General features: G+C 56.5%; 12 protein-coding genes and 3 pseudogenes. 2 read left to right on the top strand and 13 right to left on the bottom strand.

Going from position 1 to position 14880, the window contains the following annotated elements; genetic code table 11:
* Positions 1–109 precede the first annotated feature (109 nt).
* The 11 genes and pseudogenes from JI735_RS21615 to hemE form a co-directional block, all read right to left on the bottom strand.
* Positions 110–595, bottom strand: coding sequence for a tetratricopeptide repeat protein (locus JI735_RS21615; RefSeq protein ID WP_039836464.1), 486 nt, complete (start codon positions 593–595; stop codon positions 110–112).
* Positions 596–703: 108 nt separating this feature from the next.
* Positions 704–2641 carry an ABC-F family ATP-binding cassette domain-containing protein gene (locus JI735_RS21610; protein ID WP_039836463.1) on the bottom strand — a complete coding sequence of 646 codons (1938 nt, stop codon included), beginning with the start codon at positions 2639–2641 and terminating at the stop codon, positions 704–706.
* 45 nt (positions 2642–2686) lie between these two features.
* Entirely contained in the window at positions 2687–2938 is a 252-nt protein-coding gene (locus tag JI735_RS37425) for a hypothetical protein (protein ID WP_325175527.1), read from the bottom strand.
* Positions 2939–2951: 13 nt separating this feature from the next.
* Positions 2952–3290 (bottom strand): TetR/AcrR family transcriptional regulator, encoded by a 339-nt coding sequence (locus tag JI735_RS37420; protein ID WP_325175526.1) that lies wholly within the window; start codon positions 3288–3290, stop codon positions 2952–2954.
* Between the two features lie 43 nt (positions 3291–3333).
* Positions 3334–4133, bottom strand: a pseudogene (locus JI735_RS21600) (DUF92 domain-containing protein).
* 24 nt (positions 4134–4157) lie between these two features.
* Complete coding sequence (locus tag JI735_RS21595; RefSeq protein ID WP_039836461.1) at positions 4158–4781, bottom strand: fumarylacetoacetate hydrolase family protein; 624 nt, start codon at positions 4779–4781, stop codon at positions 4158–4160.
* 41 nt (positions 4782–4822) lie between these two features.
* Positions 4823–5554, bottom strand: a complete 732-nt coding sequence (locus tag JI735_RS21590; RefSeq protein ID WP_202676422.1) for a glycerophosphodiester phosphodiesterase — start codon at positions 5552–5554, stop codon at positions 4823–4825.
* Positions 5555–5609: 55 nt separating this feature from the next.
* Complete coding sequence (locus JI735_RS21585; protein ID WP_233475997.1) at positions 5610–6908, bottom strand: CapA family protein; 1299 nt, start codon at positions 6906–6908, stop codon at positions 5610–5612.
* A gap of 244 nt (positions 6909–7152) precedes the next feature.
* Positions 7153–8642, bottom strand: a pseudogene (hemG, locus tag JI735_RS37415) (protoporphyrinogen oxidase).
* The gene (hemH, locus tag JI735_RS21575) at positions 8639–9595 is read right to left on the bottom strand and encodes a ferrochelatase (RefSeq protein ID WP_083886783.1); all 957 of its coding nucleotides are present in this window, start codon (positions 9593–9595) and stop codon (positions 8639–8641) included. Before hemH ends, hemG begins: the two are co-directional and overlap by 4 nt.
* 45 nt (positions 9596–9640) lie before the next feature.
* Positions 9641–10709, bottom strand: a pseudogene (gene hemE, locus JI735_RS21570) (uroporphyrinogen decarboxylase).
* Between the two features lie 226 nt (positions 10710–10935).
* Here hemE and JI735_RS21565 point away from each other — a divergent pair.
* Complete coding sequence (locus JI735_RS21565) at positions 10936–12153, top strand: MFS transporter (protein WP_039836455.1); 1218 nt, start codon at positions 10936–10938, stop codon at positions 12151–12153.
* Between the two features lie 20 nt (positions 12154–12173).
* Here the strand turns inward: JI735_RS21565 and JI735_RS21560 are convergent, their stop codons facing one another.
* Complete coding sequence (locus tag JI735_RS21560) at positions 12174–12803, bottom strand: O-methyltransferase (protein ID WP_202676420.1); 630 nt, start codon at positions 12801–12803, stop codon at positions 12174–12176.
* 196 nt (positions 12804–12999) lie between these two features.
* Between JI735_RS21560 and JI735_RS21555 the strand changes: the two genes are divergently transcribed.
* Positions 13000–14139, top strand: coding sequence for a THUMP domain-containing class I SAM-dependent RNA methyltransferase (locus JI735_RS21555; RefSeq protein WP_202676419.1), 1140 nt, complete (start codon positions 13000–13002; stop codon positions 14137–14139).
* Between the two features lie 119 nt (positions 14140–14258).
* On the opposite strand, the gene JI735_RS21550 is transcribed toward JI735_RS21555, so the two are convergent.
* Positions 14259–14873, bottom strand: a complete 615-nt coding sequence (locus JI735_RS21550) for a DUF4097 family beta strand repeat-containing protein (protein ID WP_039836449.1) — start codon at positions 14871–14873, stop codon at positions 14259–14261.
* Positions 14874–14880: the final 7 nt, after the last annotated feature.

Genomic DNA, 14880 nt, shown 5'->3' with positions numbered 1-14880 from the left:
CTATTGTCTTCCTGCAAACAGAGCATTCGAACTGGCACCTGTAAGCGGAAACGGCTGCACCGTCCTGAAGAGGACGGTACAGCCGTTACGGAAAAAATAAATTGTTGATTTATTCCCATACCTGCTCCAGCTTATCCGAATAGTACAGGATAGCTTTACGGTAACTGCCGATCCCTTCGTCGGACGAAGTCTCCGCGAGCAGGGTCAGCAGCAGCTTCATTGCCTCACTATGCTCGCCCAGGTTGTGCAGGGTCATGGCCAGAAAAGCTTGAAATTCCTTCTGTCGCGGGAATTCCCGCACCCCCTGCTCAAGCACTTCCTTGGACCGGGCATATTCGCCCAGCGTTCTGAAGGTGCTGCCAAGTCCCAGGAGTGCGCCCATCCGCTGTTCTGGGGGCAGGCCAAGCGACAGGCTCCGCTCGTAGAAGGGGACCGCTTCCCGTTCCAGGCCAAGCACGTCATGGGTCCAGGCCAGCTGATACAGCAGTCCGGCATTCTCTTCATCCCCGCTCAGCAGGGCAAGGAGCAGCTCTCTTGCCTCTTCAGCCTTCCCGGCGTTGCGAAGGGCCACCGCTGTTTCAATCGAATGTGCCATACTCATCTGCCTCCTCGCTGCGTCTGGCATGATGCGGGTACACCGCCGGGAACCGCAGTTATACATGCAAGCCTTGACTGAATAACCGCAGTTATACATGCAAACGTGCTACGCTTTTCCGGCGATCTTCTCCGCAAGCTCGTTCAGATATGTCCAGCGTTCCATCAGCCGTTCCAGCTCGGCTTCACCCTGCCGCTGCTTCTCTACCAGCTCCTGAAGTTTCCCGGAGTCTGCAAAGGCTGCTTCCATCTGCAAGCTGATGTCCGCCAGATGCTGCTCTGCCTGCTCGATCGCCTCGTCGATCCCCTCATATTCACGCTGTTCCTTGAAGGTGAACTTCAGCTTTTCTCTCGCAGGCGGCGCGGCTGGCACTGTCTGCCCCTGTTCCGGTGCGGAGCTGTTTTTTCCCGTTCCCGCTTCTTTGAGGGTATCGCCACCGCGTGCCGGGATATTGTTCGCCATCCATTCCTCATACTCACTATAGTTTCCGACATGCAGCCGGATGCTGCCATTCTCAAAGGCGATCAGCTTATCAACCGTGCGGTCCAGGAAAAACCGGTCATGGGATACCGTGAACACCACACCGGGGAACTCGTCCAGATAATCTTCCAGTACGGCAAGGGTCCCGATGTCCAGATCATTGGTTGGCTCGTCCAGCAGCAGCACATTGGGAGCGCCCATCAAGACGCGCAGCAGATAAAGACGTCTCTTTTCTCCGCCGGAGAGCTTGGCGATCGGCGTCCATTGCATGGCCGGCGGGAACAAAAACCGCTCCAGCATCTGTCCGGCTGTAATGACGCTGCCGTCCGCTGTGCGGATGATTTCCGCCTCTTCCTTCACGTACTCTATAACCCGCAAGCTGTCGTCCATATCCTGATGCTCCTGGGTGAAATAACCCAGCTTGACGGTAGCCCCCAGCTCCACCTCTCCGCGGTCCGGCTGAAGCTTCCCGGCAATCAGATTCAGCAGGGTCGATTTGCCGCTGCCGTTCGGCCCCACAATCCCTACCCGGTCCTGCGGCACCGCAATATAGGTCAAATCCTTAATCAGCGTGCGTCCATCGAGCGATTTGGTCAGGTCCTTCATTTCGATGATTTTGCGGCCGAGGCGTGTCGAAGCCACGGAAATATCCAGCGCTCCCGCCGATGCGGGACCCTGGCTGTCCTTCAGCTTCTCGAAACGGTCGATTCTGGCCTTCTGCTTCGTGGAACGGGCCTTGGCTCCACGGCGGATCCAGGCCAGCTCGGTGCGCAGCAGATTTTTGCGTTTCTGCTCCTCCGACGCTTCACGCTCCTCACGCTCAGCCTTCAGCTCCAGGAACCGCGAGTAGTTGGCTTCATAACGGTACAATTGCCCGCCATCCAGCTCCAGCATGACGCTGGCTACCCGTTCCAGGAAGTAGCGGTCATGGGTTACCATCAGCAGCGCCCCGCGCCGCTTCTGCAGGTATTGCTCCAGCCAGGCCACGGAGTCCGTATCGATATGGTTCGTCGGCTCGTCCAGGATCAGCAGCTCAGAAGGTGTAATCAGCGCCGCCGCCAGAGCCACACGCTTGCGCTGTCCGCCGGACAGCGACTCCATCCGTGCATCAAACTGCGTAATGCCCAGCTTCGTCAGGACGGTTTTGGCTTCACTTTCCAGCTGCCATGTCCCGGCCGCATCAATAGCTTGTCCAATCTGCACCAGCCGGCGCTCAAGGGCGGAGTCGCCCGGACGGCTCTCCAGAAGAGCCAGTGTCTCCATATACTCCCGCATGGCAGCCAGCTCCGGCTCATCTCCAGCGAAAACCTGCTGCAGTACGGTGTTGTCCGGCTCATACGGCGGATTTTGTGCCAGATACTGCACCCGCACCGCATTTCCGATGGCAATTTGTCCGTCATCCGGTGTATCCAGGCCGGCAATAATCTTCAAAAAGGTGGATTTCCCCGTACCATTCACACCGATAACGCCAATCTTGTCCCTGTCATCCATACCAAACGACGCATCCCGGAATAGTGTTTTTTCCCCATAGCTCTTGGAAAGATGTTCCACGGTCATAATATTCATGCTCTGTCCTCGCTTGCCTTATATTTGTAACCGGCCCTGTGTTCCTTATTGCTCTGCCGGCCAATCTCCAAGTGATCCGTTCATGTTGCTGACGGCCCCTCCGATGAAGAGGCTGGCGGCAAACTTCGCCCGTTTGTGCGCCTCCTCCTCCGTGAAGAAGGGGTCAAACAGAATATCCATTTTTAGCCGGTCCAGCATGCCAATGTATGACTGGGCCATCAGCTCCGGCTCGGACGCCCCGCCTTCCAGCAGCACCATCACTACAGCTTTCACATATTCTTCCATGAAAAGCGCCATGTAGGCGACCAGCTCAGGGTTGTTGTTCGGCGCCCGAAAAAAGCTTGGTATGCTGCTTACGCTCATAATAATAAAACAGATGATGCCCGGCAATAACCGACAGCTTCCCGGTCAGGCTGCTGCATGCCTGGAGCTTGGCTTCCAGCTGCTGAAGGAATCCTTCACAGTCCCGCCGGGTGACGGCCATGAACAACTCCTCTTTATTTTTGAAATACAAATACACCGTGCCTTTGGCAATGCCTGCACGTTCCGCTACTTCCGAAATCTTCGTTTCGTAGAAGCCGCCTGAACCGAAGAGCTCGTAAGCGGCATCCAGAATGGCTGTATGTTTATGAATGGATGCGCTGCTCACCGGCTCACCTCCTTCAATATTGCGGGTATACGGTTGCCCTGCATCACAGCCCGCCAATCAGCAGGGCGGCGAGCCCGCCCAGTATAGAGCTGGCGGCATTCACAGCATCGTTGTTCATCCAGCGCCAGCCCCGGGCATATACCGTGGGCTGGCCGCAATGCCGCGAGGCCTCCACCTCGCGGCCGCATACGGTGCAGCGGTTCATGCGCTGCACCGTAGCCCCCAGCACCGAGTCGGCAAAGGCGCCGACGAGGCCCCGACAAGTCCTGCCAGCGTAAGCAGCAGGACGGAATGCTCCGGCATGCCGGAGGCTGCGCGCAGCAGCCAGGAGGCAAGGCCGATCAGGGCGCCGCCTGCTGCGGCGGCCAGGGTGCCCGGCAGCGAGACGCCGCCGGACGTGCCGGGCGGGAGAATCCGTCCCGTCAGCACAGAGCGGGGCGGCTTTTTGGCGAGGGTGCCAATCTCTGTCGCCCAGGTGTCGGAGGTCACGGTAGCCATGACGCCGATGAACAAATATCCCCAAAGCTCCAAGGGATAGATGGCGTTCAGGAGCACCAGCACCATGCCCAGCCCGCCATTGGCGAACACCTGCCCGGCATCCCGGCGGCCTGTTTTGTCATAGGCGGCTTCCAGCTCCGCCTTATTCTCATGATGAAGCTTCGAGAGCAGGCTGGACGAGATGAAGAACAGCAGCAAAATGCCGAACCAGAAGGCATTTCCTGCTCCGAAATAAATGGTTCCCATCGCAATCGCCGCCAGCATCCCGGAGAAGCTTAGGGACTGCTTGTAATAAGCGGCTCCTGCTACCAGCAAGGCCCCGCCGAAGCCGATCCCCCATTGCAGCACATCAAGTCCTGTCGGCATGTGTTAACCGATCAGGCAGGTGCCCAGCAGAGTCTCGCCCCAGAACAGCTCGAACGAATCGCCGGAAGCTACCGGCCCTACGCCTGCCGGAGTACCGGTAAAGATAAGATCATCCTTGCCCAGCCCATAACGGGCGGCAATGAACTCCACGATTTTTTGCAGCGAAAAAATCATGTTCTTGACGTTACCGCGCTGCACCTCCACACCATTTTTGCGTACAGTGTAATCGGTCGCTTCCAGTTCTTCGGTCTCCGGAAACGCAATGTAGGGAGTCAGCGGGGCAGCGTTCTTGAAGCCTTTGGCGGGCGTCCAGGGCAGCCCTTTCTTTTGCAGATCGTTATGGATGTCGCGCAAGGTGAAATCCAGGCCGAGGGCCATTACATCCACCAGCTCCTGCACACTCATGCCGGGGACATAATCCCGGGCAATCCTTAGCACAATCTCACCTTCGTAGTGAATCAGACCGGCATCCTTGGGAAGCTGAATGATCGCCTTGTCGAGGGGGACCGCCGCATGGGAAGGCTTCAGAAAGATCAGAGGCTCCACCGGCACCTTGTTGCCCAGCTCCTCTGCATGCTGCTTATAGTTTCGTCCAACACAGTAGATATTGTTAACATCAGCGCCCATTCATTCTTCAGCTCTCTTTCCCGTCAATTGTATGCTTAAAGCTAGGCCTCCAGAAACGTGTCGCCCCAGATGTCGGGGCGGTTCGTGCAGATCATGATCTCCGAATGCATGGCGGCCAGACGGCGCATTTCCTTCGCCTTGTTTACCGTCCAGGCCATTACCCGTATGCCCCGCTCAGCAAGCAGCTTCGCCAGACCGGGATTCAACCGGTCAAAGCTGATCGATAAAAAGGAGCAGTCCAGCTCCTTCAGCTTCCGCGCGGGATCACCGGATCTGGAGTCGTAGATCAACCCCGTTCGGAAGCGGGGGTCCAGCTCCTTGATCCGCTGCAGCGCGCCGGCATCGAATGAGGTCAGAACCACCTCGTCGCGCATGCCGTGTGCATTCACGAGATCAATGACCGCCTGCTCCAGCCCCGGATACATATCACCGCTGGTCTTAAGCTCAATGTTCAGCCGCAGCCGGCCGGAGGCCAGCTCCAGCACTTCCTTCAGCGACGGCACGCGTTCCCCGCGAAAAGCACGCCCTTTCCAGCTCCCCGCATCCAAACGCCGGACATGCTCGTAATCCATATTTTTGACCTTGCCATGCCCGTTGGTGGTGCGGTCCAGTGAAAAATCATGAATCACTACCGGTACGCCGTCCTTCGTGAGCTGAACATCAATTTCCATCCAGCGCACAAACGGCAGCGCTATCGCCATCCGTACGGCAGCAAGCGTGTTCTCCGGAGCTTTTCCGGAGAAGCCGCGATGGGCCACACACATATTTTTCATCGTAAGCACCTCCGGCGGAAGTATGGTCTATATCGTTATAGTCTATATTGGCACCTTACTTGACAACCTGAACTACACTTCCGTCACTGCCGATCTTTACCAGACCGGAGGACAGAGACTCTACTTTGTGCAGCAGCAGCTGGCCGTCCACCTCATTCATGGGCACCGGCTGAGCCAGCTCTGCATTCATCGGCTTAAGCTTCATGGAACACTGCCCCTCTACGCTGCATTCCGCTTGAAACACGGCGGTATCCCAGGTGGCCCGGGTTTGGGAACGGGTAAAAATAAAGTTGCCGGTGCTGTAGGCAATCCATTTGCCCTTGTAAGGCTCGATCCCTTGCAGCACATGCGGATGCCCGCCGATAACCAGATCCGCGCCCGCATCAATAAAGCTGTGCCCAAGGGACTGCTGGACGGAATCGTATTGTTCCATCCGCTCTTTGCCCCAGTGCACGACCACAACGACCAGGTCGGCCTTCTTTTTGGCGGCGGTGACAGCCTTCAGCGCTTCCGCACTGTCATACACCGAAGCCACCCCCGGCTTGCCCGCCTCCGCCTTCCACTCCATCACAGGCATCACACGTGTAAATCCGAGCAGCGCGATGCGGATGCCGTTGCGCTCAAAATACTTGGCGCTGTACGCCTCTGCTGCATCCGCTCCGCCCCCCACATAGGGAATGCCGCGCTTGTTCAAGTGCTCCAGCGTGTCCAGCAGGCCTTCCTCTCCCTGATCCAGGGTATGGTTGTTGGCCAGATTGACGGCATCCACACCGGTAGCCTTCATGGAGTCGAGTGCTTTGGGCTCTCCTTTGAATACAAACTGCTTGTTTGCGGCACCTACCCCTCCGGTAGTAATGGGGGTCTCCAAGTTGAGAACAGTCAAATCATCCTTCTTGAATATGCCGTCCAGAGCGGCGTAGGAGTAGTCATAGCCTTTTTGCTTCAGGAGCTGTCCCGCCTTGCCTGAAAAAATGACATCTCCGGCAAAGTTCAGCTTTACTGTTGTCCCGGCATTCTCCGGCAGGCCGGAGATTAAGCCGCTGTCAGCAGCCTGTGGGGTTCCTGTGTCCCCTGGATCGTCCGTCTTTTCCGGGACGGCGCTTTCTTCCGGCGCGAGGGTGTGATCAGGTTCGGTAGGAACCGGTGTTATCTCCGCAGCCGGCGAAGGCGAATTGGAAGGCTCTGGTTCAGGCGTCGCTTCCGGTGCCAGCGATGGCGTTAAGGTTGGCGGAACGGATGCAGCAGCCTCTCCCGGATCAGGTGAAGGCGAGCTGGCCACTTCCGCGGCAGGCGGAGGCTGGCCGTCTTTCCCATCCCCTCCCATAAAAGAATAGGTAAGCAGTGCAGTAATCATTAAAAGCAGGCTTACGTTAATCCATGCCCAGGCCGTTCTGCGCCGGCGTTTTCTGCTTTGCCTGTTATTTTTTCTGGTACGTGAACGCGGCGGATACATAGCTGCAAGCAATCTCCTTTGCCCTAAAATTGTTTCTATTATAGCATAAGTCACTCGCTCTCCTCCAAAAAGAGAGACAGGTAAAAGATACGCTAATTATAATAAAAAACGGTGAAGCGGCTTTGTCCGCGCTTCACCGTTCCGGTTATTTCAGCACCGCAGCCGGTTCGGGCTGCTGCACGAGCCTCCCTGCGGCGCTCTCGGCCGTCAGCTTGGCCTGCTTGATGCAGTCCGGCATGCCAATCCCGTCATAGCCGGCGCCAAAGGCATAGACTCCCGGCAGCTTCTGTGCAAGCCCGCTGCGCAGTGCAGCTATCCTTGCCGGATGCCCCACCGGATATTGCGGCATGGAGTGCTTCAGCCGGGTAATTTCCGTGAACATCGGCTTGGCCGTGATTCCCATAATCTCCTTGAGATCCTTAAGCACCAATTCCGTCAGTGCCGCATCCGGCAGCTCTACGTTCTGTTCGTCGCCCGAACGTCCGACATAGCAGCGCAGCAGCACGCGGTCGTCGGGACTGGTATGCAGCCATTTGGTCGAGGTCCAGGTGCAGGCGGTAATATTGCGCCCCTCCTTGCGCGGGACCAGAAATCCGGACCCGTCATACTCGGTGTGGATGTCCTTCTTCGCAAATGCCATGACTACATTCGCCACCGATACATAGTTAACATTGTCCAGTGCCGACACATCCACATGGGGCCGGAGCAGGTCTGCCGCGGCAAAGTTCTGCACCGTGACATATACATCATCCGCCGGCACTAATTCTCCATTGTCCAGCTCAACTTCATAACGGGGGAAGGCTCCGTTCCTGTAACCTGTGAAGACGGGCCGGCAGCAGCCTCCACACCCCGTACATGAATGGCAGCCACTCCCGTTCCCGTCCGCTGCTCGACATCATGCAATTCATGAATTAAGGCATGGACCAGGCTCTGCAGGCCTTTGCGGAAGGTCAGAAAGGCGCTTTTTTTGGTGCCGGTATGCGTTTCAGCCGGCTTCCTCCCCATCATCATCCCGCGAATGAGACTTCCATGCTTCCTTTCTACATCTCCAAACTGCGGAAAGGTCGCCTGAAGGCTGATCTTGCGCATGTCCCCGGCATAAATCCCGGCTAAAAGCGGCTCCGTCATATTCTCCAGCACTTCTGTCCCCAGACGCCGTTCGATCAGCGCACCCAGCGATTCATCCTCTGTACTCCGCCGGGGTGGAATGATGAAATCCATCATCGCCCGCATTTTGCCGCCAAAGGTAACAAGGCCGCTCTTCAGAAACGGCTTCAGCTCTGTGGGAATGCCCAGCACAAGGCCTGCCGGCATGGGATGCAGCTTGCCGCGCTGCAGTATGTACGTTTTTTTGGCATTCGGATTGGTGGTTACCAGCTCATGATCGATTTCCAGCTCCTTCGCCAGCTCGCTCATCACTGTCTTGCGGGCCAGAAAGGAGTCCGGTCCCTTCTCAATAACAAAACCCTCGCGGTGCAGCGTTTCTATCTTGCCGCCGAGGCTCTTGTCCTTCTCCACGAGAATGATATCCGGCTGAATTCCGGCTTCCCGGTAATATTTGCGGACATAAAAAGCGGCGCTGAGGCCGCTGAGGCCTCCGCCGATAATAACTACTTTTCGTGTTGTGCCGGTCATGACTGGCTCACCTTGAACTGCCCGGCCGCCGTCCGCACCACATCGCTGAGCACAGACATATAAGCCGGATCACTGTTGAGCGAATCAATCCGCATCAGCCGCATATCCAGTTCAGAGGCCAGCGCCTGTGCTTCAATATCCAGGTCATACAGCACCTCCAGATGGTCGGACACGAAGCCGACCGGGGCTGCCAGCACATATTTCACCTGCGCCTCGCTAAGCTCATGAATGGTCTCCAGAATATCCGGTCCCAGCCATGGCTCGGATGTGCGGCCCGCGCTCTGCCAGGTGAACTGCCAGTTGCGGACTCCCGCCTGCTTGGCGACGGCTTCAGAGGTGGCCAGCAGCTGGTCACGGTACGGGTCACCCATGGACAAAATACGCTCAGGCAGACTATGCGCGCTGAATAGCACCCGGACATCCTCACGCACCGCACCGGCTTCCTCGAACAGATCCAGCTTGGCCGATACTCTGCGGCTCAGGACTTCAATCAGCTCCGGATGGAGGTGATAGCTCTCCACAAAGGCCATTTCGATTCCGCTGGCTTCCGCCTTTTCCTTGGCGCGTTTGATATAGGTGCCGACACTCATTACGGAATAATGCGGGGCGAGCACAATGCCCACACCATGCGTAATGCCGTCCTTCGCCATCGCTTCCACACCATCCTCGATAAAAGGACTGGCGTGCTTAAGCCCCTGATAGCAGACAAATTCCACTTCTTCTCCGGCGTGACCGTTGTTCAGCGCGGCCTGCAGCGCCTCAACCTGGCGGTTAGTATTCTCCCGCAGCGGAAACACTCCGCCAACGATGGCTTCATATCGGTCCTTCAATTCCTTCAGCTGTTCTGGAGAAGGCGCATGGCCCCGGCGGATATGCGTGTAATAAGCCTCCACCCCTTCCAGGCTTTCAGGCGTGCCGTACGACATAACGAGTACACCAATTTTAGTGGTCACGGATTCCATCCCTTTCTGCGGATAATGAACATCTTACAGATCTGTTTATAATGATAGACGCGGTTTCGCGGTTTGCTTCAGAGCCTCACGGGAATAGTCATGGACATATTCCGTCAGCTCCTTTAGCGTGTCCAGAGAAGCCTCGGGAAATAATCCGTGCCCCAAATTAAAAATGTAGCCCGGCTCGCGGATGCCTTCATCGATCAGAGCCTTGGCCCGTTCCTTGAGCAGATCCGGCGGAGCCGTCAGCAGATAAGGGTCCAAATTGCCCTGGACCGCAAAACGGCCGCCGATGCGGCGTCTGCCTTCAGTAAGGCTAACGCGCCAGTCCAGACCGATAACATCCGCCTGGAGATGGGCCAGGCTTGGCAGCAGCTCACCTGAGCTGACGCCCGGAAAATAGATTTTCGGCACATTAAGATCCGCAAGTCCGGCAAAAATACGGGAGATGGTCGGCAGCACGTACAGCTCAAAATCACGTGGAGCGAGCGCACCCACCCAGCTGTCGAACAGCTGGAACGCCTTGCCTCCGCTGGCGACATGGGCGCGCAAATAGGCGATGACCATATCGCCGAGCTTATCCATAAGCATGAACCAGACCTGCGGCTGGCTGTACATCATTTCCTTGGTGCGGTGGTAGCTCTTGGAGGGTCTGCCTTCGATCAGATAGCTGGCAATGGTGAAGGGCGCTCCAGCAAAGGTAATCAGGAGGCACATCAAGCTCTTTGTCCAGAATGGCTATAGTCTTCAGGATATGGCTGAGATCGCCTTCCACATCGATGGGCTTCAGCCTTTCCACATCCGCTGCACTGCGGATCGGGTTCTCGATAACGGGACCGATGTTCTTCACAATGTCGAATTTCACCCCGAGGGAAGCAACCGGATTCATAATATCGGAATACAGAATGGCCGCATCCACACCCAGCTTGCGGACAGGCATCATTGTAACCTCTGCCGCAAGCTCGGGCTGTTCACAGATCTCCAGAAGCGAGTAGTTTTCCTTGATTTTACGGTATTCGGGATCATACCGGCCGGCCTGCCGCATGTACCATACGGGAATGTGGTCCGTGTCTTGCTTCCTGCAGGCGCGGATAAAAGTGTCATTGTAGGTCATGATAAGATCTCCATTAGTTTTGATAGAATGTGTGTATACGCTTATCCTTTATTATGCTCTTTTTAAAAGTCCGGAACAACCGCCGGACCACTGAGGGAATGACAATCCCATGACATTACTATGACAAGTGTTGCATCAGACCTCTCAAAATCTATGATATACTGATAAAATGTCTATTTTCGTGAACCCTTGACTTTGGAATCCCTTGAAAGGAAGTGAAAGCACTTTGAAGAATTGGGAGACGTGGAAAGTCAACCTCATTGTGCTTTGGTTCGGCCAATTTCTGGTTAACGCCGGAATGACCATGATCACCCCGTTCCTGAGCTTGTATCTGGCTAAAGACCTGGGGGTACAAGGCGATGCGATCGGGTTATGGGCCGGACTTATTTTTGCCGCAAACTTTATGACCTCATTCCTGTTCCAGCCGCTGTGGGGCAAGCTCGCCGACAAATACGGACGCAAAATCATGCTGCTGCGCTCCAGCTTCGGCATGGCACTGGTCATTGTGCTGATGGGCTTCGCACAGACGCCTTGGCAGCTCCTGCTGCTCCGCCTGCTCAACGGAACCATTTCCGGTTTCAATCCGGCCTCCATCGCACTGGTCTCGGGCAATACACCGAAAGCCCGCATGGGCTTTGCCATGGGGCTGATGCAGTCCGGCTCGGTCGCCGGGACCATCCTTGGCCCGCTGATCGGCGGGGCCTTGGCCGACTGGATCGGGTACCGCCCGATCTTTTATATCGTCGGCGCCTTGCTCTTCGCCGCCTCACTGCTCGCCTTATTTCTCGTCAAGGAGAAATTCGACCGGGCCGAAGCTGCACAGGTGCCGCAGATTTCCGTGCTTGAGGGCTTCAAGGAGCTGGCCAAGGTGCCGCAGCTGCCTGCGCTGTTCGGCGTAACGTTCCTCCTGCAGTTTGCCATGATCGCCCCGATGACACTGCTTCCGCTCTACGTGGAGAAGCTGCACGGCTCCGCCGTGGACATCGCGTTCTGGGCAGGAGTCGTCAGCGCCGTAACCGGCGTCTCCAACATGTTGGCCTCGCCTGTGCTCGGCAAGCTGAGCGACAAGGTCGGCGCCCACCGGATTCTCACCTACGCCCTGATCGGCGCTGCGCTGTTCATCATTCCGCAGGCCTTTGTGACAAGTGTCTGGCAGCTGATCATTGTCCGCTTTCTGATGGGAGTCTTCATGGGCGGCCTGCTGCCAAGCGTCAACGCCCTCATCCGCTCATATACGCCTGACGGCAAGGAGAGCCGGGCGTTCGGCTTCAACAGCAGCATGCTGGCTCTCGGGAACATGCTGGGAGCAGTTATCGGGGGCTTTTTATCCGGCTTTATCGGCATTGAAGGCCTGTTCCTCATCTCCGGCGGCTTCCTGCTGATCAATACGGTGTGGGTGCGGCTGAAGCTGTACAAAGGAGCCGCTCCACGGCTGTTCAGATAATGGAATCAGCGGCGCGCTGCTTACTTTACAACCGCCAGCGCCAAGCCGTCGTATGCGGGGAGCAGAGTGCTGGTCAGCCGCTCATCACTGGCAATCATCTCATTGAAGCGGCGCATCGCCTGTACGGCCGGTCCATTCTTCTCTGCATTCAAGGTCCTTCCGCGCAGAAAAATATTATCTCCGGCGATCAACGCACCCGGTGCTGCAAGCTTAATGGCATATTCCAGATAATTCGGATAGTTTTCCTTATCGGCATCAATAAAAAAGAAATCAAAGGTCCGGCCCTCCGCTTCCAGCAGCTTCAGGCTGTCCAGCGCCGGGCCGAGCTTGTATTCCACAGCTTCACCGAATCCGGCCTCTTCCAGATGCCGTCCGGCAAGCTCCGCGTATTCGGCTTTCAGTTCAAGCGAGGTCAGCCGCCCTGCCTTGCTGAGTCCGCGGCAGAGGCAGATGCCGCTGTACCCGCCAAGCGCGCCAATCTCCAAAATCCGCGTGGAACGGGACACCGCCACCAGCATTGTCAGCAGCCGCCCATATCCGGGTGCAATGGACACCTCGGGCATGCCGCTGTCTTTAATGGCCTGCTTCACCTTGAGCAGCAGCGCGTCCTCTGTATATAATTGTTCACTGTATTCTTCCTGATTGGGCATATGTATTCTCCTTTGTGGTTAGTACTGATGCTAAAAGATCATGAGCGCCGAATATGGCGGGGCGGCATTGTGCTGCGTCCCTCATTCCCCTATACTTGATAGGCAAGCCGGATGGGGACTTCCTTTCGGAATTACCGCTTCATTTATTGTAACGGCTATATGTATTCATCTACAAGCTAAACGGAGTTGAGCGAATTTGGGTAAATTAACATTGATCGCCACCGCCCCCATGGGGCTGGAGGCCGTCGTAGCACGTGAATTGAACGAACTGGGTTATGAGACTGCGGTCGAAAACGGCCGGGTATTGTTCAGTGGGGATTACATTGACATCTGCCGCTGCAATTTATGGCTGCGGACCTCTGACCGGGTATTGGTCAAAATGGGCCAGTTCCCGGCCCGGACCTTCGATGAGCTGTTCGAAGGCGTCAAAGCCATCGAGTGGCAGGACTGGATTCCCGAAAACGGAGAGTTTCCCGTGGAAGGAAGGTCGCATAAATCCCAGCTTACCAGCGTACCTGCCTGCCAGGGCATTGTCAAGAAAGCCATTGTCGAAAAGCTGAAGCTTTCGTACCGTACCGAATGGTTTCCGGAGAACGGCCCGCGGTATGTGGTGGAAGTAATTCTTCTGAATGATACCGCTTTGATAACGCTGGACACCACCGGTCCTGCGCTGCACAAACGCGGCTACCGCCGCCAGGCGACGGAAGCGCCGCTTAAGGAAACGATGGCGGCCGCACTGATCCAGCTCAGCCGCTGGAACGGCCACCGTCCGCTGTACGATCCGTGCTGCGGCTCCGGCACGCTGCTGATCGAGGCGGCCATGATCGCCTGGAACATTGCGCCGGGCCTGCGGCGCTCGTTCCCGTCCGAGCATTGGCCGGAAATCCCGCAGCGCCTCTGGGAAGAAGCCCGCGAGGAAGCCTTCGACGCTGTGCGCGACGACTACCCGCTGCAGCTCACCGGTACGGACATCGATCCGGCCGCGATTGAAATCGCCGAAGCGAACGCCAAAAGTGCCGGACTCGCCGGGGAGATTACCTTTCAGGCCATCGCTGCTGCCAAAGCCAGGCCTCAAGGCGAGTATGGCTGCATTATTACAAATCCTCCTTATGGAGAGCGCATCAGCAACGACAAGGAAGTGGAGAAGCTTACCCGCCAGTTCGGAGAAATGATGCTGTATCTGCCGACATGGTCTTTTTTCGCCATCAGCCCGTATAAGGAATTCGAGCAGTACTACGGACGCAAAGCGGACAAGCGGCGCAAGCTCTACAATGGACGGATTGAATGCCAATATTATCAATACCTCGGCCCCCTGCCGCCGCGCAAGCCGCAATAGACCGGCATTCGGGCAGGATAAGCAGCTCTGCACAAAAAAAACGGACAGCTCCTGATCAGGAGCATGTCCGTTTTTTCATTCATGAATCTTATGGAATCAATTGAAAGTGCGGAAGCCGGCTAATTCTCCAAAGTGATATTACCTGAAGCTGAATGCACACTCAGTGTGGAAGTCTCCGCACTCTCTGCACCCACCTTCCCCTTCAGACTCTGGCCGCCACCGTCCTTCTGTATCTCTGCCGACGCCTGGACCTCCGAGTGAATGGTGCCCGATTGTGTGGCTGCATCGATCTCTCCCGCAAAGCCGGTGACGGTGATGTTGCCTGAGTCGGCGTCCAGCAGGATTGTCTGCGCCTGGCCGTCCTCAAAGGTAATATTCCCGGAGGCTGTAGCCAGACGGATGGACTCGTAGCTTTGTTCCGGCAGCTCCAGATACAGGGTCTTATTCTTCAGATGGATGAAGCCGGACGCCGGTTCAGCACTGACAGTAAGCACACCCGCCTTCAGCACCGCCGGCAGCTCACCTTCCGTCTTCATACGGAGCTTCACATCCGAATCTTTGGAACGGCTCACCTGAATGGATTGTCCGTCCGTTTTCACCTCAATCTGCTGCACCTTTGATCCCTCAAACGAAGCTGTTTTCTCTACGGCCTTGTCCCCGCAGCCCGCAAGTATAAGCATAACGAACGCTGCCGGGATGAGGATAAGCCATGTACGGCGGATATATTTTGTCATATGGATC

The organism is Paenibacillus sonchi (genome assembly GCF_016772475.1).
In the GTDB taxonomy this organism is placed as follows: domain Bacteria; phylum Bacillota; class Bacilli; order Paenibacillales; family Paenibacillaceae; genus Paenibacillus_AQ; species Paenibacillus_AQ sonchi.
This window is presented reverse-complemented; position numbering and strand designations above follow the sequence as displayed.